Raw genomic sequence first — 24105 nt, forward strand, 5'->3', positions numbered from 1 at the left:
GCAATAGTTAAAACTACTATAATTATTTTACTCTTGATTTCTAAACAAAAGATTGATAGCTTTTTTAAGCTATCAAAAATAATCTTAGAAGTTAATATGCCAAATCGCACCGCTAAAGTTTATACAGTGAAATCAGGAGACACTTTATCAAAAATTTCACAAAATTACGGTACTTCTTGTTCAGGATTTAGTTAAATATAATAATATAAGCGATCCTAATCATGTCGAAGTAGGCTGGGAGATTTCATTTTCCGGTGATTCGCATGATTTTTCTTAAAATAAAGCTATTGGTGTAATATTTTAAAAGTCATCATCTAAATATTTACTGAAATCTTCTATAAATTTAACTTGCCCTTTAGCGGAATCTTTAATACCGTTATTTAATTGCGTTAAAGCCTTTTTGTTATTAAATAGCCAACTTTCTTTTAAAGATATTTCCGTATAGGGTTCTAAAATAATTTGTAATCTACCCCTATCATGAATCCATCAATTTACCTAATATATCCAGCTGATTACCTAAAAAACAATTACCATTAGGGTTTTCATAGAATACAATTTCATTATCCTGAAACTTGTCTATATGACTATTTTTCAAATCATATATTTTCATAGAAAAACAAAAGTATGAAAACATTTTTGCGAATATCTCTTGAAAAATATCCATACTCTTGCTCAATCTTTATCCCCTCTATTTTATTATAAATCCAGTTACACATATTTTAAAACCTTTATTGATTTTAAAGTGTTATACGCTAAAAGATTTGCCGCAGCCGCAATTAGCTTTTTCGTTGGGATTGGTGAAAGTGAATTGGGATTTGAATTTAGTCTCTACATAGTCCATTTCAGAACCTAGAATATACATTAATGCTTTAGGGTCGATTAGTATCCGTACGCCCTTTTCTTCAACTATTTCATCGAATTGATTTTTACTATCGGCATATTCAACGGAATAAGTCTGACCAGCACAACCACCTGACTTAACCCCTACCCTAATACCAAAGGTAGGCTTGGCTCGTTTTTCTATTAGCAATTTTACTTGCTTTGCAGCAGAATCGGTTAATGAAATAACATTTTTCATGTTTTTTAAGAGTCTTTTTTCTGTTTGTAATCGGCTATAGCTGCCTTTATTGCATCTTCAGCAAGTAGTGAACAATGTAATTTTACCGGTGGAAGTGACAATTCTTTTGCTATTTCGGTATTTTTAATAGTCTCAGCATCTTCTACCGATCTTCCTTTAACCCACTCCGTTACTAAAGAACTTGAAGCAATAGCTGAACCGCAGCCGAATGTTTTAAATTTAGCATCTGTAATAATCCCGTCATCATCAACTTCGATTTGTAACTTCATAACGTCACCGCAAGCAGGAGCTCCAACTAGTCCCGTCCCGACATTTTTATTTTCTTTATCAAGCGATCCAACATTACGAGGATTTTCATAATGATCTATCACTTTTTTGCTATAAGCCATTGTTATTCTCTAAAATTTGGTTTTGTATGTTATACTTGCGTGAATACCCGAGCCGTCATTGCGAGGAAAAACTGCAAGTTTTGACGAAGCAATCTCAGGATATTTGACGAGATTGCCACGCAGCCTAACGGCTGCTCGCAATGACGATATTCTCAATGTACAGCCCATTTAATCTTTTTCAAATCAATCCCCTCTTGCATCATTTCCCAAAGAGGGCTTAAGTTCCTTAGTTTATCGATTTTTGAGCATATTAAATTTACTGCGTAGTCAACTTCCTGCTCGGTAGTAAATCTACCTATGCCGAACCTGATTGAAGTATGGGAAAGCTCTTCACCGATTCCCATGAAACGTAAAACATATGACGGCTCTAAAGAGGCAGAAGTACAAGCAGAACCGGAGGAAACCGCTAAATCTTTAATGGCAAGGATAATTGATTCTCCTTCAACTCCGGCAAAGCTTAAATTTAAATTACCTTTATATCTTTGATTTTTATCACCGTTTAAATAAACTTCTGAAATTCGGCTATGTATATTATTTAAAAATCTGTCGAATAAGTAATTTACATGCTTAGTATCTTTTTCCATCTCACTATACGCTATTTCAGCAGCCATGCCAAGCCCTACGATTAAAGGAGTCGGTAACGTACCCGAACGCATACCTCTCTCCTGCCCGCCACCGTTTATAAGCGGCGTAACACGCACACGAGGTTTTTTCCTTACATATAAGGCCCCTATTCCTTTCGGACCGTAAATTTTATGTCCTGAGATACTGGCAAGATCAATATTAAACTCGTTAACGTCAATTGGAATTTTACCAAAACCTTGAGCAATATCGGAATGAAAGAAAACGCCTCTTTCACGACAAATTTTCCCGATTTCCTTTAAAGGCTGAACAACACCTATTTCATTATTAACTGCCATAACTGAAACTAACATAGTCTGATCGGTAATAGCTTCTTTTAATATTTCTAAATCGATTATTCCATTTGGTTTAATCGGTAAGTATGTGATTTTTATACCTTCTTGCTCTAAATGCCTGCAAGCGTCAAGTACGCATTTATGTTCACTAACTATAGTAATAATGTGATTCTTTTTATTGCCGTAAAATTTTGCTATTCCCTTTATTGCAAGGTTATTAGATTCGGTTGCACCAGAGGTAAAAATAATTTCTTTAGTATCCGCTCCTATTAACCTTGCTACCCTACTTCTTGCCCCTTCAACGGCGTTTTCTGCTTCCCAGCCGAAAGAATGGCTACGTGAATGAGGATTCCCGAACTTGGTAGTAAAATAGGGCAACATTGCTTCCATTACCCTTGGATCTAGTGGCGTTGTTGCCTGATAATCCATATATATCGGTAAGGTTAAATTGTTTAATTGTGGGTTCATATGGTTACATGTTAAATAGTTTGTTTTTCGTCACCCCGTGGCTTGACCACGGGGTTCAGTCTTTTTTTATTTTTTATGGATTCCCGCCTATGCGGGAATGACATCGTAAATCTCCTCAAAAGCTTCTATAAAAGTTTCTATATCACTTACCGTATTAGTATGACTTAAAGATATCCTAATCGAAGATTTTGCTTCTTCTTCATTCATACCCATATTGGTTAATACGTGTGATTTAGATATTTTTCCCGATGAACAAGCAGAGCCGGAACTTACGCAAATATTACGTAAATCAAACCCGATTAATTTCACTTGTGCATCCGTATTCGGTATAGTAATTAAGGTAGTATTAGGTAATCTCGCTACGCTATTACTAACAATATTTACGTTTGGATATTCTTTTAATTTTTTCTCTAAAACTTCCTGTAAGCTTTTGATTTTTATATATTTTTCTGAGATATCTTTTGTTGTTAATTCAGCTGCCAAACCAAGCCCTGCAATAGCTAAAACATTTTCAGTGCCTGAGCGTACTGATTTTTCCTGCCCTCCTCCTATAATCATTGGAGTAACTTGAAAGTTAGAGTTAGAGATTAAAGCAGCACCACCCTGCCCCCCTCCTATTTTATGTCCTGAAATCGTCACAAAATCTAAACCTAACTCCTTGATATTTATGGGTATTCTGCCAAAACTTTGCACTAAATCGCTATGAAATCTTGCATAATACTTTTTAGTTATTTCACTTATTTTGGTTATATCTTGCAAAACCCCACTTTCATTATTAGCCATCATTACGGAAACTAGTTTTTTACTAGTATTACTCTGAGATAACAACTCTTCTAGATGTTCTAAATCAACTAGCCCTTGCGTATTAACTCTTATAACTTTAATATTTGGAGCGTAGTTTATACGGCTATAGATCGATAAATGTTCAATAGCTGAAATAAAAATATCGCCGTCATAAAAATTTTTCATTATTAAATTATTACTTTCAGTTCCCGATGACGTAAAGGTAATATCATATTCTCTAGATGATAAGGTTATACCAAGAGCCGCCGCTATTTGCGAACGTGCCGTTTCTATGATATTCTTAGCAAATCTACCTAAACTATGTGCTGATGAAGGGTTAAGCTCCTTGTCCATCAAACTTATTATGAATTCCTTAACTTTAGGGTCGATAGAAGTAGTAGCATTATGGTCTAAATATATCATATATTTAAATAATACTTAGCTCTAAAGCATCCTTAATGGATATATTTTCAAAATAATCTCTAATATGCTTCCCAAGACCTTTCCATAATTTATGCGAATTACATTTTATTGTATCAGGTACGCAAGTTTTAACTGATTTCTTATAGCAGGTAGTCATTATAAAATTTTCGTTAACGGCGTCCATAATATCAGAAATTTTTATTTCTTCTAAGTTACCTATTAAAATATACCCACCTTTCGATCCTCTAATAGCCTTAACTAGATCAGCTTTTTTAAGTTTAGAAAATATCTGCTCTAAATAGTTAAGCGATATATTTTGTTTTACGGAAATTTCATTCAAAGTGACCGGTTCAGCACTTGATTTTGAAGCCATTTCAAGTATTGCCATTACGGCATATCTTCCTTTCGTCGTCAGCATCATATAACCTTAAAACTTAAAATTGTTTTATATCTACAATACCCAAGTAATTTAGTCAAGTATATAATTATATTATTTAATAAAAAATTAGCTTGTTAATATAAACTATTATAGTTATGACAAAAAACATCTATATTTTAGGCAAATTAAAGATTTTATTTAATTATTTGTTTTGAATTAACTTCATGTATAATAACTCCTGAATCTCCTCGCTATCATCCAACAGTAATAAGTTTTACACCAGCAAGCGTAGTTATAAATTACTCTTTAAATGATTTACAAGAAGCTACAAACCTTGCTCAGCAATTTTGTAGCACAATAAATAAAGATGCACAATAAATAAAGATTGCTGAAGCTGGATTTTTTTCAAATGAGATTCAAGCTCGTCATGCTTTCTTTAATTGTGTAGGGTCTGGGAGAAGTAGAAAAGATGATCAAAGTATCATAAATAATTTTAAATAAATTCTTCCTTATATATAACTCGACAGGCTCTTGTTAATTTGCCAAATAGCAACAAATACTAAACAAGTTGTAAACATTTGTAGTAGCTGTAATAATATGCTTAATTCCGGTATTAATATAATAATAACCGGTTGTAATATTATCAGGACTCCGCTTGAAAACATTACTAACCTTATAGAAGTTTGTATTGAAGTTTTAGTAGTAAGTAAATTAGCTAAGCTATATACTAACAAAACTATAATACTTCTCTCTAATAAGAATGTTACAAACCAAAATAATATAATAGTCGGCACACCGAAATAAATAAATAAATTTGGTGCATATAATAAATTATCAGCAAAATATTTTTTTATTATTTCAGGAGTTAAAATTACTTCATTTTGTTTGAATATCTCAGAATAGTTAACAGTACTTGGGAAATTTTTCTTAGTATTGGCTACAATTAAATTTATCTTCAGCTTATTCTCTTCAAGTACAAACGGTATTTTGCTTTTTTCTTTATTAGAAACTTGATTTTTTGTATCAATGACGACTATTTTATTGTTATTTTTACTATATAAATATATAGGCTCTACTTCTTCAACTGAAATTTTTGAATTATTATATTTAATTTCCGGTAATTGATTGATAATATATTCAATGTTGTCTGTAACTTTTGATGATTGTATTCCGTTAAAATAATCTTTTAAAGTTATTATGTAATTTAATATAAAAATACAATAAATTATTGACGAAATAAAAGACACGGTAAATAAATATCTTATTCCGTATCCTTGATAGTTTATATATACGTCTTTATAAAACTCTATAGAGCTAATTGATAAACGTAATTGACGGAGTAATACATTTAATCCTCCTAATATAAATGATAATAAATACATGTATGAGTAATTTATTTAAGTTTCTCACCCTCTTCCTTCTTAATCCGGTTGAGGTAGCTATTAAGTCAGTTTTTTACCGGCTTTGATTAAATTTTTGGCTATATTAATTGTGATTTAAGTATTTTTTCTATTTCTATTATCATTTTGACCAAATTTGGTCAAAATGTAGAATAAAATTAACTCTATTTTGTATGCCATTATAAAACACTAAAGGATATATGAAAGGAAATTTTTTGTTTTTTATTACTTTCATATGATATTCATCAATATTTAACATATACCTAAATAACCAAAAAGCCATATAATAGTGTATGACACGAGGTTGTATCAAAGAGTTGTTTCCGCTAGGCAGGAAACCATCTATGTCACTAGATGAATCTAAGGGTATGAAAAAGAGCTACCCTGACAATGTGACGAAATACTCTTAAGCATAGGGAAAATCTCGTGAAAGCAATTCCTTTCTAATAATCACAATCAGATAAGTTGCTAGATAGCCAATATGATAAAGATATCTGATCCTTAATGAAAGAAGCCCAAGAAGTTATCAAGATGAATATCGCATCAACAACTTTTGCATTTATTGGGTGTTAAAAGAGATTAACATTAGATGTAAAACTCTACACGGGCTGTTGAAAAAGTTATAAAAAGAAGTAGAAAAGAGTTAATCTAAGGAATAAGCTGTATTTTTATGCTTAAATGAAGGTGTAAAGATGCAGGGTTATAAGCTTGATCAAAGTGTGAGATGTAATAGCCTTAGCTTAAGGCACATGATACCTAATGATCATTTATTAGTGAGGATTCATGAAGCTAAAGAATTAGAGTTTTCTTTTATCTATGAAATAACTAAGAATCGTTATTGTGCTAATTACGGACGTCCATCAATTGATCCTGTATTATTTTTTAGGATGCAAATAATAAGTTACTTATATGGTATAAAGTCAAATAGACGATTATGTAAAGAAATTCAGTTAAATATAGCATATAGGTGGTTTTGTGGTTTAAGTTTAGAGGATAAAGTACCGGATCATTCATCATTAAGTAGGATAAGAGATAGATTTGGGGTAGAACTATTTCAAGAAATATTTATAAGCTTGATTAAGCAATGGTATGAACTAGATATTATAAAAGGAGAAACAATTATTTCAGATGCCTCTTTAGTTGAATCTAATGCCTCTATGAATAGCCTAATATTAAGAAAAGATCAAGGTGATTCACAAAAGAGAGAATTAAAAAAATATGAACGTCGTTATCATGATTTCCGAGAAGGGAAAAAAGTAAGGAAAATATCTAATCAAACTCATGTCAGTAGGACAGATCCTGATTGTAGTCTTGTATCAAGAACTAATGGTTATAAAAAGCTATGTTATAAGACCCACTACTCAATTGATTCAGATTCACGTATTATAATAGATTGTTATGTAAGTACAGGATCACAACATGAGTGTATTGTACTTCCAAGTAGAGTTTGGAATATATTAAATAATTTTTCTTTTAGAGTAAAAGAATGGATAGCAGACAAAGGTTATGGTAGAGGTCCAACCTATGGATATTTTAAATTACTTGGAATTACAACTTATATACCTTTACATGTAGATAATCTTGGTGAAGGAAAAATAAGTAGGGGGGAATTTCAATATGATAGAGAACAGGATAGATATAAGTGTCCACAGGGACATTATCTTTATCCGTATGATAAATTAGATAAAAAACAAATAAAACGTTATCGTATTACAGGAGGGCATTGTAAAAATTGCTCTCTAAAATCAGGTTGTATTTCTGATAATTATAGTAATAGAGGACGATTTATTTATCGTAATCCTTATCAGGATGAAATAGATGAGGTAAAGGTCAGACAGAATAGAATTGATTTTAAGAAAAAACTAATTGAGAGAAAGTGGAAAATAGAAGGTCTATTTGGTGAAGCTAAGGAGAATCATGGTTTACGAGGAGCAAAATTTAGAAGTGTACAGAAAACACAGATTCAAATACTGATGATTGCGATAGTACAAAATTTTAAACGGATACTTAAAATTATTTTTTGGTTTTTTTATCTACTACTATTAAAGATAAAAAAATATTAAAGTATTTGCAACCTTGTTGATTTTTTCAACAGCCCGTACACTTGATCTGACAGGTAGAGATTGATTAAGCAGCAAAAGTGCTGTCAGATAAGTAAGAATTAATAGACTTATCTTGAGCAATTTTAATGCTATCCTTGAAAGTTTGCATAGGAGTTTTTCCATAACAGAACTTTCCAGAATGCGGTCTAGTATTGTTATATTTGTTTAAATATTGATCTAAGTCAATCTGTAAATCCTCTAATGAGCTATAAATCTTTTTACGGAAAGCTATATCATAAAATTCATCTTTTAAAGTTCTATGTAATCTTTCGCATATTCCATTAGTTTGAGGAGAACGTGCCTTAGTTTTAGTATGATCAATATTTTCTATAGCCAAATATAACTCAAAAGCATGATGTTCTACCTTACCACAATATTCCGTTCCTCTATCTGTAAGGATTCTCAGTAGTGGTACATCATGATTATTAAAGAAAGGTATTACCTTATCATTTAAAATATCAGCGGATGTTATTGCAGATTTATCAGTATAGAGTTTGCAAATAGCCACTCTAGAATAAGTGTCAATAAAGGTTTGTTGGTATATTCTACCTACTCCTTTCATATTACCGACATAATAGGTGTCTTGTGCACCAAGATAACCGGGATGCTGAGTATCAATTTCTCCATGAGCCTCTTTAATTTGTTTTGCTTTTTCTAAAGCAGATATCTGCTCTTCTGTCAGTAAGATACCGTCCTGTGCAGATTTAGCTTCTAAAGCTTTGAGTCGTTTCTTTAGAGTTTCAAGATCGTTGCGTAGCCAGATAGAACGTACACCACTGGATGACACTATAATACCTTGCTTTATTAGTGCTTGGCTCGCACGAAGCTGACCAAGAGCAGGATTCTCTATAGCAAGATTTATTACTGCTTGTTCTATATGTTCTGATACACGATTCTTTACTATAGGTTTCTTACGACTCATATCCACAAGAGCCGCTTCTCCGCCCATCTCATATAGTTCCTTGAAACGGTAAAAGCTATCTCTTGAATAGCCCATTACTTTACACGCAGTACTAACACTACCTAGTTGTTTTACAAGTTCTAATAATCCTAATTTAGGTTTGATTATTTTTTGATCATAATTTGACATATTGTTCCTATTAATTGAGTTTTATATTTAGTTCGTGGATATGATAGATAACTCCTTAGTTATCTACATACCCACAAACTCGTCTAATTTCAATCTTAATATGTCAGATCAAATCTGAAGGTTTACACTTGAGATAGCATTTTTCTTGCTACCTCTGTTTTTACTCTGATATTTTCTTCAGCTTTTCCCTCAGCTTTTCCTTTCATTTGACCAATTTGAATCCCCTCAGCTTTTCCTTTTTCAATGCCTTGAATTATGCCATGCTGAATGCCCTCATCTATGTATTTTTGTGCTATTGTTCTCATAATATTATCTTTTTCTTCTGTTGATAAATGCTTAACTATTATTTGTTCTAATTCTTGCTGCTTCTCTTCAGAGATCTTAGCATCAGTATACCATAAAAACGATCTTAAGTAAATATATCCTGATTCCTTATCCATATTAAACTTGGTTTAAATCTAGTTAAAAACTCATCCCATAGTTTTAGCATATCCCTTTGGTATATGTGCTTTAAAAAATACTCCATCATCCCAAGATGCTTCTTCTTTGCTATCTCATCATCAGACTGACTTTGCAAATCTACTAGTTGATAATCTTTCACCATTAGTTTCTTTGCTTGCTCTGGTTTTGTAAATAATTCCCAGAAATTTCTTGGCGCGCTATATACTTCAGAACCATTATATATTAACAATGGACAAATTAATGGTAATTTCTCTTTATTTGTCATGTGACGCTCACATAGAAGCAGCATATATTTCCATAATCTTAACGCTATCCAATAATCACAACTAGATTGAGCCTCTATTAGTACATAGACAAATGCTTTTTCTTGATCTCTAGTTTTTACCGAATAAATTATATCACTATATTTTCTTTTTAAATCATCTTCGACAAATGACTCTTTTTCTACTGTTATTTCTCTTAAATCTATTAAATCCTTAAAATCTGAGGGCAAATAATGTTCTAAAAATTCCTGGGCTGCTATCTTCTCAGTTAGAATCTTCTTTACTAAAGCATCATGTTTTAATTTTTTTGCCATATAACTTATTTATTATTTAATTCGTATAGCAACACTGCTTATTATACTCTTAAAGTCTGATGCCTTGATTAAGTTTGATCTCAGAGCAGTGTTTTATCTCAGTTCTTATTGCTTTACCTATTTCGGAAGCTTGATTTATATACTGCATGACTTGCTTATCTTTTCCGATAGCTACTAAATAATCTTCAAAAACGAGATGACTTTTGCCTTGAAAATCATGTACTACTATATCACAAAATCTTTTATAACCAAGATTATAATTAGGATCAAATTTATTCTTCATTATTTGTAGATCTTGCTGTATCTTCTGCTCTATTGCTGCTACGCAAATCTTGTGACTATAGAGCATACAAGAATCTAGACCTTTTTCTCTATATAGTTGTAACGCGGTATTTATATCTTCTATAGTGCCAAACTTTACTAAAGCTTTTATTTGCTGCTGCACATTACTTAGTTCACTATTATCGTTATTTGCCATTTTTGAAAATAGTAATTCTATGGACTGAAGTTGTGATTTTCTATTATTATGTGCTTTCAATGATGATTTAAGTTCAGCTACATTGCTAGCTGCTGTTAATTTTGCTATTTCAGGCTCTATAAGCTTGTCTATAGATTCTGCTCCTTGTGATTTTAACATATCATTAAAATTACCTTTTTCTGGTTTGTATTATTGCTACCGCTGCTCCCTTGCTAATTAATTCCTCCTGTGCTTTATTTACGGTATGCACTGATACTACTTCTTTACCATCATTATCGGCAGCAATTATTATTCTCTCTCCTTTGATAGGCTCATAGTTCCTGATCTAAACTACAAAGAATTTTGCCTTTAATATCAGCTTCCGCAATGCTTAAAGCCGTCTCTAACCCTTCGGCTATAATCGTTACATTACTTGCTGAATTGTTGCCATCTTTACTGATTTGTAAGTTCCTGCTTTGTACGTTCTGCTGTTCGTTATTTTTATTAATCTCGACAAAAGAACCTTTAATTTTTCCAAAAGAACATTTATTAACCTCAATTTCAGCTTTATTATTTGTTTCTTTATTTAAATAAATTGCTTGTCCTCCAGTAATAGTGCCATCTTTACTTCTAGCAAAGGCAATTAAGGCAGGATAATATTGTTTGCTATTACTGTCCCACATCATATTGGTTCTAAGATCAAAGCTTAGTTGGTATCTTGTTAATACTTCTTTAATTCCACGATATTCTGATAAATATCTTTTGGCTACATGATCTGGCATGATATATTTTAAAGAATCTGATTTTTCATATAATATTTTGGCCCTCTTAATTTTTACTATTTCATCATCTTGCTCTGTTTGAGTTTTAATTTGTTGATTTTTATTTACTGCTAAATTTACTGCTATATCTTTACTTTTGTTGGTTGACATACCAACCATGTCTTGTAAATATTTCTTAGCTTCTATAAAATCACAATTTTTTTCTCTTTGTACTAAGGTAAATAAATCTCCTCCATCTCCTGTACTAAAATCATGCCAGATACCAGCTTTACTGCCATTGATCTTCATTACTATTTTACCATCTTGTTCCCAGCGTAATACTTGGCTATTTTAGTAAGTCTCGATCTTATTCAATCCATCGTTGACATTACCATGCAATCTTAAAATCATCCACTGAAATCCAGAAACATATGAACCAGCAAGCAAATAATAAACCTTCAGGTTTATATATTGCGTATTAACCTAATCTAAAGTTAGGTTAATAACCTCTCCCTCCGTAGCTTTTCAGCTGTTACTTAAAATAATGGTAATTATCTTTATTTATCTTAATTTTACGGTTTGGTGGGCAACGGGGATTCTTAAATTTTCTTATCCATTTATTATCTTATTATCACTTGTAGTCTTTTTGTTGTATCAATTATCTGGTTCAGAAAAAAATATGAAGGATTTTTTATTGGTACTTAAATAAATATGTTGGACTTCTTAAATTTATTGTGCATTCATGACATGTAAACAATAATATCTAAAATATTAAACTCATATGGATAATGTCATAAAACAAAGATTAAAATTACAGCAAAAGAAAGCTAAAATTATTACTGAAGAAGCTAAACTTAAAATTATAGAAAGAAAAATGCGTACTCGTCGCTTAATTGAACTGGGCGGATTGATTGCTAAAGCAAAGCTCGATGACTTACCTACCAATAGTCTATTTGGGGCATTAATTGCTTTAAAAAATGAATTAACAAAGTCCCCACATATCAAAGACCAATGGACTAAAATTGGTAGGGATATTTTTGATAATCCTGATTTTTAGACGATAAAGTAAGCGTCAGTCCTGATTTTCGTAGGTTCTTCCAAAATGTCTAATATTTGAGTGGCACAGTATACTTTGTCCCGTTTATTATCATTTGTCTTTTTTATAATTCCTATTGCTTCAAGCTTTTGAATTGCCATTTGTGCAGTGCTATATGCAATACCTAACTCTGTTGCAATTTTGTTAGTGGTAAAATAGGGATTCACAGCAAAATGTTGCACAAGGTTCATAGGAACTTGGGAGCCACTGCTTGCCACTTCAATTTTCCATTGATTTAATAATTCATTGATACGTTCAGCACGTGACAAGACATCTTCAGATTGAACAGCTACAGCATTGAAAAAATAAATAAACCACTCATACCATGTGACTTTTGAGCTAACGTTGTAAAGCTGCTTGTAATATTCATCTCGTGTTGCCTCAAAAAACGCACTTAAATATAACAGAGGAGAAGGCAACATTCTTTGCTCAACCAGCAGTAAGGTAATCAGTAATCGCCCAACACGTCCATTACCATCTAAAAAGGGATGAATAGCTTCGAACTGATAGTGGCAAAGTGCAATGTGAATCAACGGCGGCAACTGCCTATCATGTAAAAACTTTTCTAAATTCCCTAAACAATCCATTAAATTGTCAGGGGGTGGTGGTACAAATTTTGCTGTATTCAGAGTGCACCCAGGAGATCCAATCCAATTTTGACTACGTCTAAATTCTCCCGGTGTTGCATGAAACCCCCTAACACCTTGCATTAACTGCTCATGAATTTCTTTGATTAGACGTAGCGATAAAGGCAGCTCTTCAAACGCTTTAGTCCATAATCAAGGGCCTTGATGTAATTTTGCACCTCCTGAAGATCGTCAGGATTTTGTTTAACATCCAGCTATGCCAATTTTTCTAAAACATTTTCCAGTGTTTAAACGATTTAGAACAGCAAGTATAATTTTTGCTTTATCGACTGTTTCCATGAATATTATTATATCTTTTGGTCTTGTATATTTAACAAAATATTTTGGCCATTGGGGAATACAAATGATACTATTTCCAATAATAATAGGATTTACACTTGGATTAAATTATTTCAATAATTTAGAAAAAAATAAAACATCATGTTTATTTTAGAAACAAAAATAGAAGAATTTATTTTAAATAATTCATATCTAAAAGATGTTCATGCTGCGACCATATTTGCTTTTGATGATAAAAAATTAATAACATCATTTTTTGGTAAAACACGATCTGAATCAGGTAAGTCAGAAGAAAATAATAGCATTTGGATCAGTTTAGGATTTAAAAGTAATAATCATTATCAATGGACTACTCCAGAAAGAATCGTTTCACCGCAATATTTCCGTGATCATCATATCCCTCTAAAGCAAGATAATGGGATAATCAGTTGTGGAAATCCAGTAATTACTTTCTTGAATAATCAGTTACTCATTTTTAGTAAAATTGGACCTTATCCAAGAACATGGAGTGGAATATTATCTCGTTCTTATGATCAGGGATTAACATGGCAAAAACCAGAACTATTACATGGTATTCTAGGACCAGCACGTAATAAGCCACTAATTTATGAAAATAATATTTTATCTCCGTGTTCTCGAGAAAGTTGTATTGATGATTTTTCATATATAGAATATTCATCAGATTTACATACATGGAATTTAAGTAATCCTATATTACCATCCAACCCTCAAATTTTTCAAAAAGGTTACAGAGGTTTTATACAGCCAACTTTAGTTAGTAGTAATTTACCAAATAAAATCATAATGTTAGTAAGACCTAGAAAAACTGATTCCTTAATGTCTACTTACATACACAGATCAATATCCATAAATAATGGAATATATTGGAGTAATTTAGAACCAGTAAACTTATTAAACCCTGATAGTGCCATTGATGCCATTAATTTAGGTGATGATACATTACTACTTACATATAATCGAGTAATCAATCATAGCAAATCGCGAAATATATTAAGTGTAGCTATGTTCTAATACATATATTTGTTCTATAGATTTTTCTTTTATTGAACCGCAGAAAAATGATTTTGTCTATTTCGATCCACCTTATCACAAATCTGGTGAGAAATTTTATACTAGATTGCCATTTGATGAACAAGAACAAATGAGACTAAGAGATTTTGCTAAGGAATTAGATAATCAAGCTGTTAAATTTATGATCTCGAATAGTGATACGACTTTTATTAGAAATTTGTACCAAGATTTTAACATTAATACTATCCAGGTCAGCTATTCTATGCCACAACAAAGAAAAACCTCTTATGAGGTGATTATTACAAATTATTAGTTTTTAATTAATAATACTGTAATTATCATTCCAGCTAATTAATTCTAAGCTACAATTTTGAGCTTGCAAGGCGGCTTTTAAAGCTTGCATATAACGATCTCTAATGTAATAATCATAAAAAACTGAAATGGGTTTAAGAGTTACTTTTTTATTGATGTTATCTTCTTTTACCACTATTAATTTACTAAAGGTAGCGATATCAACATATTTATTGTATCGTTCAATTAAAAACTTTCTAGCTTTATACCATAATGAATCAGGATTCAACTGGTTAGCTAGTTCAAGTAAATATAATTTTCATCTTTAGTATTATTTCCTTGTGTTGTTGATATAGATCGCTTGCATGGCATAATTTGCAACTTTGTTATTTTATCACCATACACTATTTGTACTTGCTGTAATATTTTAGTTTTAACATGTTCTGATAAGGAAATATCTTTTAACAATTTGAGCTGAAATTGCTCTTCTAGAACTTTACCAAATGTACAAGAAGTTAACAATTGATAAGCTGTATCAGTATCAAAAACACTATACGTTTTAATTGAGCCTTTTGGCTATTATCAGTACTATATTCTATCTTCTGTAAGTACCGCTCTTTAGTTTTATTTTCATCACTAGATTTAAATTGGAAATTGCTAGAATTAGCTTGAGTAGTTTCTCGTAGTTCATTGCTTAAAGCTTTAGCCATATAGTTCAATAGCACTTTCTTATGACCAAAATGATGATTTGAATATTCCTCAGCTAGCTTTAATAGCAACTTATTGATAAAGTCTAAGTTAAATTCTCGATTTGTTGTAATGTTGTACTGAGTGGTAAAGCATTTGTCATAGAGTTTTCAGTAGATGCTCTAGTATTATCAACTACTTGTAGTTTATCTGATAGTTTTTGTTCAAATTGTAAATTTTGTTCAAGCTGTTGTTGTGGTAATTGCTGGTTATTATCAATTTCATTAGCATCAACTTGATTTTTTTCATTTTGAAAAATTTCAGATTTGCCATATCTAGATTTATTAGATATATTTTTATTATTATATATATAGTGATCCAGTGATCCAAACTTTTTTGGGGTTGAGGCAAAAATTCTTTTGGGTTAGCCCCAAAGTTTTTTTGAGTTGAGTCTAAAATTTTTTCATCTTCACTAGAAATTTTTTGAGAATGAGGTTGGAAAATTCTTGCCAGTTTAATACAAGGGACATTACGACACTTAATGCCATATTTGACTATGGTTGCTTTACGAAGATCAATAAAGCCAGCTTTCTGCAACTCCAGCAAACATTGTCTAACCCGTTCTTGGCAAACTCCTAAAGACTGTTCAAAGAAGTTATAAGTTTCTTGGAGTTCATCTATCCTATTATTATGATAGATTTGCAAGCGAAAGACTATTAGAGATAGCAGTTGCCTTGCAGTTTTACTTAATATTTTGCCATTATGCGATGAGAGATCACTCCATTCAGGAGGGATAAAATTGCCAATAAAATTATAGAAAATGATTGCATTTTGATCATCAAAATTATGCTTTGCACAATCATTAGTAAAATGCGATGAGCATATAGTAAGCATAAGGCCTCGACTTAAACATTAGTTTAGAAGAGGTATTCAAGACAATTATAGTACTATTTTTAAAAACGCGATAAGCATATAGTGAGCATACAGAGTATGGAGGAAAAATTAGCAAAGTACGAAAAGGTTGATTGTAAGGTGGTGGAGCCAGGGGGAATCGAACCCCCGACCTTTTGAATGCCATTCAAACACTCTACCAACTGAGCTATGACCCCAATATAGTCAATTGATTTGGACTCGCCTACATCGTCACTCGTCGCTATCCCATTATTTAGACTTAACTCTTCGCTCCTTATATGCAAATCCCACTGAATTGACTATCTCTTATATAATAATAAAACTAAATCTATAAGATTTTTTTATAAAATTTAATCTTTATTTTGCTGACATTGTCATAGCATCTCTAGAAGAAATTATATTATCTATTATTCCAAATTTTTTTGCTTCTTCCGGTGACATGAAATTATCACGTTCCATACTTTTTTCGATATGTTTTAACTCTTGTCTAGTATGTTTACTATACAATTCGTTAAGTAACCTTTTGATTTTTAGGGTTTCTTGAGCGTGGATTTCTATATCGGTAGCTTGTCCTTTATAACCTCCTGACGGTTGATGGATCATAATACGGCTATGAGGTAAACTATAACGCATTCCCTTCTCGCCTCCGCAAAGTAAAAGTGAACCCATAGAACAAGCTTGACCTATGCATAATGTAGCCACTTTAGGTTTTATATATTGCATTGTGTCATAAATCGCAAGACCTGCGGTTACAACTCCTCCGGGGGAATTGATATACATATATATATCTTTTTTAGGATTTTCTGCTTCAAGAAACAATAATTGTGCAACAATTAAGTTTGTCATATGATCTTCAACAGTACTACATACAAAGATTATACGTTCTTTTAGCAATCTTGAATATATATCATAAGCACGTTCACCGCGTGATGTTTGTTCAATTACTATCGGTACATACGACATTAATATTTTCTCCTGAAATTGATGAATTAAATAGCTTTTCGTCATTGCGAGAACCGACGTGGCAATCTCATGAAGTAGCATAGAACTCCTGAGATTGCTTAGTCGAAACTTACAGTTTCTCCTCGCAATGACTTATAGATTATTACTTCTTATCTTCTAAAGCATTAGCAAGTATATCTCCCATATTGGTAGTATTATCACTAGAACCATATTCTTTGAGAGCTTTTTGACGTTCTGCTATTTTATGAGCTTTTACCGATAATAAAATTCTACCGGTTGATTTCTCGATAGAAACAACTTTTGCTTCTATTTCTTCGTCTATTTTAAACATTTCAGGCTTCTGCTCGTCTTTTTCATCCGATAGTTCAGTTCTTTTAATAAAACCTGCTACTTTATTGTTTAATAATACTTCGAGTCCATCATCTTTAACTTCTGCTATAAGGGCTTTAACTATTGTGCCTTTTTTATATTCATCACTGATTTCTTGATATGGATTCGGCGACAATTGTTTTATACCTAAACTAACTTGTTCTTTTTCAATATTAATGGCTAGAACTTTGCATTCTATTTCGTCACCTTTTTTGTATGATTTTAATAGATCCGTTCCTTTATCTTCCCAGCTAATATCACTTTCATGAATCATGCCGTCCATATTATTACCGAGTGCAACAAAAATACTGAAATCCGTAATATTTCTAATCGGTGCTTTAATTACAGTACCAACAGGATTATTTTCAGCGAACTTTATTAAAGGATTTTCTTGGCATTGTTTAATACTTAAAGAAACACGATGCTTTTCGGTATCAACCTCTAAAACTACGAATTCTACTTCCTGACCGATAGTTAGCGTTTTTCTAGGATTCTGATTAGATTTTAACCAACTAATTTCGCTTGAATGAACAAGTCCTTCTAGCCCGTCTTTTAACTCTATAAATACGCCGTAATCAGCAAAATTTGTAACTTTACCCGTCATTTTTTTGCCGACCGGGAACTCTTCTTTAATTGCTTCCCATGGGTTAGAATCAAGTTGTTTTATACCAAGTGATATTCTTTTGGTTTTTTCATCAAACTTAATAACCATTACTTTAACCTTTTGGTTAAATTCTAACATTTCTGAAGGATGGTTAACTCTTCCCCAAGAAATATCGGTTAAATGTAATAAACCGTCAACACTTCCAAGATCGATAAATGCACCGTAATCAGTAATGTTTTTTACAGTTCCTTCTAACACCATGCCTTCTTTAATTTTAGATAGCATCTCATCTCTAGCTTCGGAACGTGATTCTTCTAAGATAGCTCTTCTTGAAACTACTATATTACCAAGCTTTTTATCCATGCTTAAAATTTTAAACGGTTGCTTGATATTCATTATAGAAGTAGGATCTTTAATAGGTCTAACGTCAACTTGGCTTCCCGGTAAGAATGCTACTACACCGGATAAATCCACGGTAAAGCCTCCTTTCACACGACCGAAAATCGTACCGTCGACAAATTCGCCCTTGGAACACATGATTTCTAGTTGTCCCCATAATTCTTCTTTAACTGCTTTTTCACGGCTCAATATCGTTCTGCCGTTACGTCCTTCAATTTTTTCGATGAAAACTTCAACTACGTCCCCAACTTCAGGTAAAGCTAAAAATTCAGACTTAGGTATTCTACCTTCATTTTTTAATCCAACGTCAACAATAATCATATCGTTTTTTATTTCGATTACTTGACCTTTAACTACCGTTTTTTCTTTTATATGACTTGTATCAACGGTTTCAAGCATTTTAGAAAAATCTTCTTCAAATTCGTGATTAATTGTTGCAAGTTGTGGAACAAATCGTTGTTTTAGTTTTATTGGCATATTTTTCTCGTAATATTAGCTAAAGTGCCCTAGGTTCTATGAACATTTCTAAAAAGATTTAATTTTGGTTATTTTTTGCTGCAAATTATAAGATTTTTTTGAAATGTGAATAATTATTCCGGCAAAAATCTTATTAATTTTCGCTAAAAAATACCTCAAAATAGCAAATCAATTAGAAATGTTCATAGAACCTAAACTAATAAATTTTTTTTAAAAGGTTAATAAAATTGAATAAAATAACCTAGCACTTTGAAAGTTGTATGAAGTTTGTTGCATGGACCAAAAAGTACTCAAAATGTCACCCCGTGGCTTGACCACGGTATCCAAAAAAACAATTTAAAATACCAATTAGTATTTTAAGCTAGACCCCGTGGTCAAGCCACGGGGTGACAGATAAGTTTTTTGAGCCAGGCAACAAGACTGGTTACTTTCAAGTTATTTTATTCTTTATGTAATTTGTTACTTCTTCTACGACTTCCATTGCCGAAAGCTCTGAAGTATCGATAATTAAAGCATCTGAAGCTGGTAATAACGGTGCAGCTTTTCGCTCTTTATCTCTTTTATCTCGCAAAATTATTTGCCGTAAAATCTCATCGAGTATACATGTTTTTCCTTTTGCTTGCAACTGTTTATATCGTCTTTCAGCCCTAATTTGAGGATTTGCAGTTATAAAAATCTTTAAATCGGCGTCAGGTGCAACAACAGTGCCTATATCCCTACCCTCCATAATGATTCTAGGCGTTGTTTTTACTAGATTAATCAGGTATTTGTTTAAATTATTTCTAACTTCACTTATTACAGCAATTTGCGATGCTATATCTCCTATATTCTCATTCTCTAAGTCAAGGTTAGACATCTTCCCAAATTCTACTTCTAGAGGTAATTTATACGTCGAGCCTAGACTCACATCTGCGCGATCGCTTGTGTACGCTGCGGTGCTGCGTTCCGTGTCTCCTTTAAATTCCTCTCTATAAGCGACTTTGGAAAGATGTCTAGTATTATCGAGCTTTAATTCTTTAGATAAAGCAATTACTGCATCTATATCAGTGATATCTATTTTTTGACTAATACAGTCAAAAGCAAGCTGCCTATAAACAATACTTGACTGAAAATATTTAAGAGAAAATTTCTTTGCCAGTATTAAACCGATAGTCCCCTTACCTGAAGCAGCAGGACCATCAAGAGAAATAGTAAAATTTTGAGAAATATCAAAGGCTTTAGTTTTTAAATCCACCATAAAATTATAGACTAAATAATAAAATATTATAAATAATGGAAATAAAGCTTGAAATCTAGTACATTATGCAATAAATATAGAATTTAAAATTATAAGAGGCTATCTATAAAATAGTTTTAAAGCTAATTAAGTTCTTTTTTGCTACAAATTATAAGTTTTTTTGAAATAGTAACTAGCTATTCTAGCAAAAAACTTATTAATTTTCGCTATAATAAGTTCTTTAATTATCAGTTAAAATTACTTTACAGATACCTCTAAGGGTGATTAGCTCAGTTGGTTAGAGCATTACGTTGACATCGTAAAGGTCAGAGGTTCGAATCCTCTATCGCCCACCACCATATCTCCAAGCTTTTCTTAATCTGCTAATTTTACCTACATACTCCGTATGCTCACTATATGCTCATCGCATTTTACTAATGATTGTGCAATGCATAACTTTGATGATCAAAATGCAATCATTTTCTATAATTTTGTTGGCAATTTTATCCCACCTGAATGGAATAATCTCTCATCTCATAATGGAAAAATATTAAGTAAAACTGCAAGGCATCTTTTATCTCTAATAGTCTTTCGCTTGCAAATCTATCATAATAATAGCATTGATGAACTTAAGGAAACCTATCATTTCTTTCAAGAACACTTGAGTGTTTGTCAAGAACGTGTAAGACAATGCCTAGTTGAGTTACAAAAAAGTGGTTTTATTCAAGTTTACAACGCAACAGTTGTTAAATATGGCATTAAATGTCGTAATACTCCTTGTATTAAACTTGCTAAAAATTTCCAGCCTTATTCTCAATCAATTTCTACTGAAAATGAAAAAATTTTATACTCAACCCAAAAAACTTTTGGGGCTAACCCCAAAGATTTTTTGGCTCAACCCCAAAAAAGTTTTGACCACTCTATATATATAGATAATAATAAAGATATATCTAATAAATCTAGATATACCAAATCTGAAACTTTTAAAAATGAACAAAATCAAATCAATATTAACCAACAATTACCACAACAACAGCTTGAACAAAATTTACAATCTGAACAAAAACTATCAGATGAACAACAAGTAGTTGATAATACTAGAGCATCTACTGAAAATCCTATGACAACTGCTTTGCCACTCAGTACAACATTACAAAAAGTTATTCCGCAAGTTTTACAGAAACGTCAGACAGTAGTAAAATCAAATTGCTTTAATACTTTAGGCATTCCAGTTGTAAACCATAAAAATAGCTGGTTCAGAAGAAAAAGATTAGCTGATTTTTATCCTCTAACTCAAGAAGATGCTGATTTATTGCAGATTAAATCAAATCGAGAATTTAACTTAGACTTTATCAATAAATTGTTATTAAAGTTAGCTGGGGAATATTCAAATCATCATTTTGGTCATAAGATAAGTGCTGTTGAACTATATGGCTAAAGCTTTAAGCCATGAACTACGAGAAACTACTAAAGCTAATTCTAGCAATTTCCAATTTAAATCTAGTAATGACAATAAAGCTAAAGAGCAGTACTTACAAAAGATAGAATATAGTACTGATACTAGTCGGCATGCTCAGTTAAAACGTAAAATTTCTGGCATTTTTGATACTGATACAGCTTATTCATTACTGACTTCTTGTGCATTTGGTAAAGTGGTAGAAAATCAATTTCAGTTCAAATTGTTAAAAGATATTGCCTTATCAGAACATATTAAAACTAAAATATTACAGCAAGTACAAATGGTGTATGGTAATAAAATAACAAAGTTACAAATTACACCATGCAAGCAATCTATATCAGCAACACAAGGAAATAATACTAAAGATGAAAACAATGCTTATTTGCTTGAACTAGCTAAGCAATTAAATCCTGATTCATTATGGTATAAAGCTAGAAAGTTTTTAATTGAACGACACAATAAATATATTGATATCGCTACCTTTAGTAAATTAATAGTGGTACAAGAAGACGACATCAATAAAAAAGTAACTCTCAAATCTACTTCCGCCTTTTACGATTATTACATTAGAAATCGTCACATGCAAGACTTAAAAACTGCTTTTCAAACTCAAAATTGTAGTTTTGAATTAATTGGATGGAATGATAATTACAAGATTACTACTTAAAAACTAGTAATTTGTAATAATTACTTCATCAGAAGTTTTTCTTGTTTGGGGCATAGAATAGGTAACCTTGATAATATTAATGTTAAAATCTTTGTACAAGCTTTTAATAAAAGGAGTATCACTATTAGAAATCATAAACTTAACAGCTTTATTATCTAGTTCCTTAGCAAAATCTCTTAGTCTCGTTTGTCCTTGTTCATCAAATGGCAATCTAGTATAAAATTTCTCACCAGATTTGTGATAAGGTGGATCGAAATAAACAAAATCCTCTTTTTGTGGTTCAATGAAAGAAAAATCCATAGCACAAATAAATGTGCCAGCTAAAAGCTGACTACACTGTTTTAATCTAAAGGCAAGATCAGATTTACTATAATTCCTACCAGAGAAAGTTTGAGCTGGTTTTCCATCAATATTAATCCGGTAAATGCCTTTAAATGAATATCTATTAAGATAGATAAATCTTGCAGTAATCTTCGTTGGGTCATTACTGTCATTACTACTTCTAACTTGGTAATAATGCTCTTTAGAATGTTTTTCTTTATGAGAGTCTAATAGTTTACTGACCTTGCTCTGGATTCTTCTTTATTGTGTTATAGGACGTTACTAGCTCTAGATTAATATCAGATAAATAGCATTGTTTAAATTTATCTCTAACTTGAAAAAATAAAGCCCCACCACCAAGAAATGGTTCATAGTAGTTGTTTAATTTCGCAGGAATAAATTTAACTAAACAACCCTCAGCTATAAGCTGAGGGGTTATAAAGTGGAATCGATTAGAAATCGATTATCATTCACAGGTTCACCTTCTTGTTCATCAATATAGTGCTGTATCATTTCATCAGTTATATTACCTGAGCTGACAGCTATATAGCCCCTAGCCCACAAATGATTACCCCAAAATTGTTTTCTTAAATGAGCAAATTCTTGCAATAAAATTCTTGAGCTACTATCTTTTAAATACTGTACTAACTTGCTAAGAGATATTTGCGGCTTATATGAGATAAACATATGCACGTGATCACATGATATTTTCCCTGAAATTATATATACTTCATGTTCCATACAAATCTGCCTTAGTAAATCTCTAGCCCTTTCCGCTACTTTGCCTATCAATACTCTCTTCCTATATTTTGGTATCCATATAAGATGCACTTTTAAATCATACTGACTATGACTATTCTTTCTATAACTTCTCATAGTTCTTGACATAAATTCATTGCTAAAGCAATTTCATTATATCTTCCCTTCGCCTGAAGGCGAGGGATTTCTTATCCCCGAAAGGGGACATTAATTGATCAACTATTTTTCTTTTACCGCCAACCCATTGTAAGAATGGTTGCGGTTTATCTAAAGTTTTTACTGACATGAAATCATTATTAAAATATTTATACTATAATTATAATATAAAGTAGGCTTAAATGCCAGCAAAATACTGTATTACAAGGGATTTCTGATGTTTTTTGTAGCATAATTAATGCTACTTTGGATTTAGATGTAATAGATAAAGAGTTGAGCTAATAAACAATAGTAATTTAGCTGTGTCTCATTTGTGCAACTGTTTGCCTAATTGTATAAAAATCTGTCAAAAAGCTTTTAAATCCTCTGTACTTCAAAGAATTGTAGTGATATCTGTCCTTGTTGAGAGCTGCATGGTGCAGTTCTGAGTTCAGAGGCTAAGTTAAAAACAACAAAATTTTATCACCTTAACCTCTGAGCTGTTT

At 31.8% G+C, this 24105-nt stretch carries 24 protein-coding genes, 2 tRNA genes and 4 pseudogenes; 8 read left to right on the forward strand and 22 right to left on the reverse strand.

The genetic code is table 11. The annotated features are described in order from the left end of the window. Window positions 1-33: 33 nt before the first annotated feature. Window positions 34-195 (forward strand): LysM peptidoglycan-binding domain-containing protein, encoded by a 162-nt coding sequence (locus tag REIP_RS11130; RefSeq protein WP_156147443.1) that lies wholly within the window; start codon window positions 34-36, stop codon window positions 193-195. Between the two features lie 550 nt (window positions 196-745). On the opposite strand, the gene REIP_RS06065 is transcribed toward REIP_RS11130, so the two are convergent. From REIP_RS06065 to REIP_RS06095, 7 genes are all read right to left on the reverse strand, one after another. Further along, window positions 746-1078: an iron-sulfur cluster assembly accessory protein gene (locus tag REIP_RS06065; RefSeq protein ID WP_023508217.1), complete on the reverse strand. Its 333-nt coding sequence runs from the start codon at window positions 1076-1078 to the stop codon at window positions 746-748. A 5-nt stretch (window positions 1079-1083) separates the two neighbouring features. Next, a complete protein-coding gene (gene iscU, locus REIP_RS06070) occupies window positions 1084-1467 on the reverse strand; it encodes a Fe-S cluster assembly scaffold IscU (protein WP_023508216.1) in 384 nt (127 codons plus the stop codon). Between the two features lie 152 nt (window positions 1468-1619). After that, window positions 1620-2852 (reverse strand): IscS subfamily cysteine desulfurase, encoded by a 1233-nt coding sequence (locus REIP_RS06075; protein ID WP_045804078.1) that lies wholly within the window; start codon window positions 2850-2852, stop codon window positions 1620-1622. 87 nt (window positions 2853-2939) lie between these two features. After that, a complete protein-coding gene (locus REIP_RS06080; protein WP_045804079.1) occupies window positions 2940-4058 on the reverse strand; it encodes a cysteine desulfurase family protein in 1119 nt (372 codons plus the stop codon). A gap of 4 nt (window positions 4059-4062) precedes the next feature. Continuing rightward, window positions 4063-4479 carry a Fe-S cluster assembly transcription factor gene (locus REIP_RS06085; RefSeq protein ID WP_037231814.1) on the reverse strand — a complete coding sequence of 139 codons (417 nt, stop codon included), beginning with the start codon at window positions 4477-4479 and terminating at the stop codon, window positions 4063-4065. Between the two features lie 467 nt (window positions 4480-4946). Continuing rightward, window positions 4947-5819: a DUF1189 family protein gene (locus REIP_RS06090; protein ID WP_045804080.1), complete on the reverse strand. Its 873-nt coding sequence runs from the start codon at window positions 5817-5819 to the stop codon at window positions 4947-4949. A 139-nt stretch (window positions 5820-5958) separates the two neighbouring features. Beyond that, entirely contained in the window at window positions 5959-6120 is a 162-nt protein-coding gene (locus REIP_RS06095) for an Rpn family recombination-promoting nuclease/putative transposase (protein ID WP_256377137.1), read from the reverse strand. 466 nt (window positions 6121-6586) lie between these two features. Here REIP_RS06095 and REIP_RS06100 point away from each other — a divergent pair, with 466 nt between their 5' ends. Continuing rightward, the gene (locus REIP_RS06100; protein ID WP_172686766.1) at window positions 6587-7900 is read left to right on the forward strand and encodes a transposase; all 1314 of its coding nucleotides are present in this window, start codon (window positions 6587-6589) and stop codon (window positions 7898-7900) included. 64 nt (window positions 7901-7964) lie between these two features. On the opposite strand, the gene REIP_RS06105 is transcribed toward REIP_RS06100, so the two are convergent. From REIP_RS06105 to REIP_RS12665, 3 genes and pseudogenes are all read right to left on the reverse strand, one after another. Then, on the reverse strand, window positions 7965-9029 hold the full coding sequence (locus REIP_RS06105) for an IS481 family transposase (RefSeq protein ID WP_045804081.1): 1065 nt from the start codon (window positions 9027-9029) through the stop codon (window positions 7965-7967). Window positions 9030-9151: 122 nt separating this feature from the next. Further along, a pseudogene (locus REIP_RS06110) lies at window positions 9152-10068 on the reverse strand (Rpn family recombination-promoting nuclease/putative transposase). Between the two features lie 49 nt (window positions 10069-10117). Further along, window positions 10118-11637 (reverse strand): annotated as a pseudogene (locus tag REIP_RS12665) (toprim domain-containing protein); the annotation flags it as partial. Between the two features lie 430 nt (window positions 11638-12067). Between REIP_RS12665 and REIP_RS06120 the strand changes: the two are divergent. Then, window positions 12068-12343 (forward strand): conjugal transfer protein TraD, encoded by a 276-nt coding sequence (locus tag REIP_RS06120; RefSeq protein ID WP_045804082.1) that lies wholly within the window; start codon window positions 12068-12070, stop codon window positions 12341-12343. On the opposite strand, the gene REIP_RS06125 is transcribed toward REIP_RS06120, so the two are convergent. Beyond that, entirely contained in the window at window positions 12340-13092 is a 753-nt protein-coding gene (locus REIP_RS06125) for a Fic family protein (protein WP_197069228.1), read from the reverse strand. The two genes, REIP_RS06120 and REIP_RS06125, sit on opposite strands and share 4 nt — an antisense overlap. 357 nt (window positions 13093-13449) lie before the next feature. Here REIP_RS06125 and REIP_RS06135 point away from each other — a divergent pair, with 357 nt between their 5' ends. Both REIP_RS06135 and REIP_RS06140 read left to right on the forward strand, forming a co-directional pair. After that, a complete protein-coding gene (locus REIP_RS06135; protein ID WP_045804083.1) occupies window positions 13450-14340 on the forward strand; it encodes an exo-alpha-sialidase in 891 nt (296 codons plus the stop codon). Continuing rightward, window positions 14330-14653: pseudogene (locus REIP_RS06140) on the forward strand (DNA adenine methylase); the annotation flags it as partial. The gene REIP_RS06135 and the pseudogene REIP_RS06140, both read left to right, overlap by 11 nt. A gap of 3 nt (window positions 14654-14656) precedes the next feature. On the opposite strand, the gene REIP_RS12670 reads toward REIP_RS06140, so the two are convergent. From REIP_RS12670 to REIP_RS06165, 8 genes are all read right to left on the reverse strand, one after another. After that, window positions 14657-14920 carry a hypothetical protein gene (locus tag REIP_RS12670; RefSeq protein WP_231569267.1) on the reverse strand — a complete coding sequence of 88 codons (264 nt, stop codon included), beginning with the start codon at window positions 14918-14920 and terminating at the stop codon, window positions 14657-14659. Between the two features lie 8 nt (window positions 14921-14928). Further along, window positions 14929-15099 carry a hypothetical protein gene (locus REIP_RS12675; RefSeq protein WP_231569268.1) on the reverse strand — a complete coding sequence of 57 codons (171 nt, stop codon included), beginning with the start codon at window positions 15097-15099 and terminating at the stop codon, window positions 14929-14931. A 47-nt stretch (window positions 15100-15146) separates the two neighbouring features. Beyond that, window positions 15147-15341, reverse strand: a complete 195-nt coding sequence (locus REIP_RS12680) for a hypothetical protein (protein ID WP_231569269.1) — start codon at window positions 15339-15341, stop codon at window positions 15147-15149. Between the two features lie 172 nt (window positions 15342-15513). Further along, the gene (locus REIP_RS12685; protein ID WP_231569270.1) at window positions 15514-16212 is read right to left on the reverse strand and encodes a hypothetical protein; all 699 of its coding nucleotides are present in this window, start codon (window positions 16210-16212) and stop codon (window positions 15514-15516) included. 139 nt (window positions 16213-16351) lie between these two features. Continuing rightward, window positions 16352-16427, reverse strand: a tRNA-Ala gene (locus tag REIP_RS06150). A 160-nt stretch (window positions 16428-16587) separates the two neighbouring features. Further along, window positions 16588-17193: an ATP-dependent Clp endopeptidase proteolytic subunit ClpP gene (clpP, locus tag REIP_RS06155; RefSeq protein WP_037231890.1), complete on the reverse strand. Its 606-nt coding sequence runs from the start codon at window positions 17191-17193 to the stop codon at window positions 16588-16590. Between the two features lie 142 nt (window positions 17194-17335). Beyond that, window positions 17336-19042, reverse strand: coding sequence for a 30S ribosomal protein S1 (locus tag REIP_RS06160; protein WP_045804084.1), 1707 nt, complete (start codon window positions 19040-19042; stop codon window positions 17336-17338). 430 nt (window positions 19043-19472) lie between these two features. Then, window positions 19473-20279 carry a (d)CMP kinase gene (locus REIP_RS06165; RefSeq protein WP_045804085.1) on the reverse strand — a complete coding sequence of 269 codons (807 nt, stop codon included), beginning with the start codon at window positions 20277-20279 and terminating at the stop codon, window positions 19473-19475. A 258-nt stretch (window positions 20280-20537) separates the two neighbouring features. Here REIP_RS06165 and REIP_RS06170 point away from each other — a divergent pair. The 3 genes from REIP_RS06170 to REIP_RS12695 all read left to right on the forward strand — a co-directional run bounded on the left by REIP_RS06170 (window position 20538) and on the right by REIP_RS12695 (window position 22384). Further along, window positions 20538-20614, forward strand: a tRNA-Val gene (locus tag REIP_RS06170). A gap of 92 nt (window positions 20615-20706) precedes the next feature. Beyond that, entirely contained in the window at window positions 20707-21696 is a 990-nt protein-coding gene (locus REIP_RS12690; protein WP_231569271.1) for a hypothetical protein, read from the forward strand. Then, window positions 21689-22384: a hypothetical protein gene (locus tag REIP_RS12695; RefSeq protein ID WP_231569272.1), complete on the forward strand. Its 696-nt coding sequence runs from the start codon at window positions 21689-21691 to the stop codon at window positions 22382-22384. The genes REIP_RS12690 and REIP_RS12695 overlap by 8 nt, the downstream gene beginning before the upstream one ends. A 3-nt stretch (window positions 22385-22387) precedes the next feature. Here REIP_RS12695 and REIP_RS06180 read toward each other — a convergent pair. The 3 genes and pseudogenes from REIP_RS06180 to REIP_RS12700 all read right to left on the reverse strand — a co-directional run bounded on the left by REIP_RS06180 (window position 22388) and on the right by REIP_RS12700 (window position 23750). Continuing rightward, window positions 22388-23144 (reverse strand): annotated as a pseudogene (locus REIP_RS06180) (DNA adenine methylase). Next, entirely contained in the window at window positions 23141-23581 is a 441-nt protein-coding gene (tnpA, locus tag REIP_RS06185; protein WP_045804086.1) for an IS200/IS605 family transposase, read from the reverse strand. Before tnpA ends, REIP_RS06180 begins: the two are co-directional and overlap by 4 nt. 22 nt (window positions 23582-23603) lie before the next feature. Then, on the reverse strand, window positions 23604-23750 hold the full coding sequence (locus REIP_RS12700; protein WP_231569274.1) for a hypothetical protein: 147 nt from the start codon (window positions 23748-23750) through the stop codon (window positions 23604-23606). Between the last annotated feature and the right edge of the window lie 355 nt (window positions 23751-24105).

The sequence above is a fragment of the Rickettsia endosymbiont of Ixodes pacificus genome, assembly GCF_000965155.1.
In the GTDB taxonomy this organism is placed as follows: Bacteria; Pseudomonadota; Alphaproteobacteria; order Rickettsiales; family Rickettsiaceae; genus Rickettsia; species Rickettsia tamurae.

What these genes read in the sequence shown, in the direction of transcription:
- REIP_RS06065 (WP_023508217.1), bottom strand. Translation starts at nt 1,078, where the DNA reads ATGAAAAATGTTATTTCATTAACCGATTCTGCTGCAAAGCAAGTAAAA.
- REIP_RS06075 (WP_045804078.1), bottom strand. Translation starts at nt 2,852, where the DNA reads ATGAACCCACAATTAAACAATTTAACCTTACCGATATATATGGATTAT.
- REIP_RS06090 (WP_045804080.1), bottom strand. Translation starts at nt 5,819, where the DNA reads ATGTATTTATTATCATTTATATTAGGAGGATTAAATGTATTACTCCGT.
- REIP_RS12695 (WP_231569272.1), top strand. Translation starts at nt 21,689, where the DNA reads ATGGCTAAAGCTTTAAGCCATGAACTACGAGAAACTACTAAAGCTAAT.
- REIP_RS06160 (WP_045804084.1), bottom strand. Translation starts at nt 19,042, where the DNA reads ATGCCAATAAAACTAAAACAACGATTTGTTCCACAACTTGCAACAATT.
- REIP_RS06125 (WP_197069228.1), bottom strand. Translation starts at nt 13,092, where the DNA reads ATGCAAGGTGTTAGGGGGTTTCATGCAACACCGGGAGAATTTAGACGT.
- REIP_RS12700 (WP_231569274.1), bottom strand. Translation starts at nt 23,750, where the DNA reads ATGTCAGTAAAAACTTTAGATAAACCGCAACCATTCTTACAATGGGTT.
- REIP_RS06165 (WP_045804085.1), bottom strand. Translation starts at nt 20,279, where the DNA reads ATGGTGGATTTAAAAACTAAAGCCTTTGATATTTCTCAAAATTTTACT.
- REIP_RS06085 (WP_037231814.1), bottom strand. Translation starts at nt 4,479, where the DNA reads ATGATGCTGACGACGAAAGGAAGATATGCCGTAATGGCAATACTTGAA.
- clpP (WP_037231890.1), bottom strand. Translation starts at nt 17,193, where the DNA reads ATGTCGTATGTACCGATAGTAATTGAACAAACATCACGCGGTGAACGT.
- tnpA (WP_045804086.1), bottom strand. Translation starts at nt 23,581, where the DNA reads ATGAGAAGTTATAGAAAGAATAGTCATAGTCAGTATGATTTAAAAGTG.
- REIP_RS12690 (WP_231569271.1), top strand. Translation starts at nt 20,707, where the DNA reads ATGCATAACTTTGATGATCAAAATGCAATCATTTTCTATAATTTTGTT.
- REIP_RS12685 (WP_231569270.1), bottom strand. Translation starts at nt 16,212, where the DNA reads ATGCTTACTATATGCTCATCGCATTTTACTAATGATTGTGCAAAGCAT.
- iscU (WP_023508216.1), bottom strand. Translation starts at nt 1,467, where the DNA reads ATGGCTTATAGCAAAAAAGTGATAGATCATTATGAAAATCCTCGTAAT.
- REIP_RS06095 (WP_256377137.1), bottom strand. Translation starts at nt 6,120, where the DNA reads ATGGCTTTTTGGTTATTTAGGTATATGTTAAATATTGATGAATATCAT.
- REIP_RS12680 (WP_231569269.1), bottom strand. Translation starts at nt 15,341, where the DNA reads ATGGCTAAAGCTTTAAGCAATGAACTACGAGAAACTACTCAAGCTAAT.
- REIP_RS06080 (WP_045804079.1), bottom strand. Translation starts at nt 4,058, where the DNA reads ATGATATATTTAGACCATAATGCTACTACTTCTATCGACCCTAAAGTT.
- REIP_RS06120 (WP_045804082.1), top strand. Translation starts at nt 12,068, where the DNA reads ATGGATAATGTCATAAAACAAAGATTAAAATTACAGCAAAAGAAAGCT.
- REIP_RS06105 (WP_045804081.1), bottom strand. Translation starts at nt 9,029, where the DNA reads ATGTCAAATTATGATCAAAAAATAATCAAACCTAAATTAGGATTATTA.
- REIP_RS06135 (WP_045804083.1), top strand. Translation starts at nt 13,450, where the DNA reads ATGTTTATTTTAGAAACAAAAATAGAAGAATTTATTTTAAATAATTCA.
- REIP_RS06100 (WP_172686766.1), top strand. Translation starts at nt 6,587, where the DNA reads ATGATACCTAATGATCATTTATTAGTGAGGATTCATGAAGCTAAAGAA.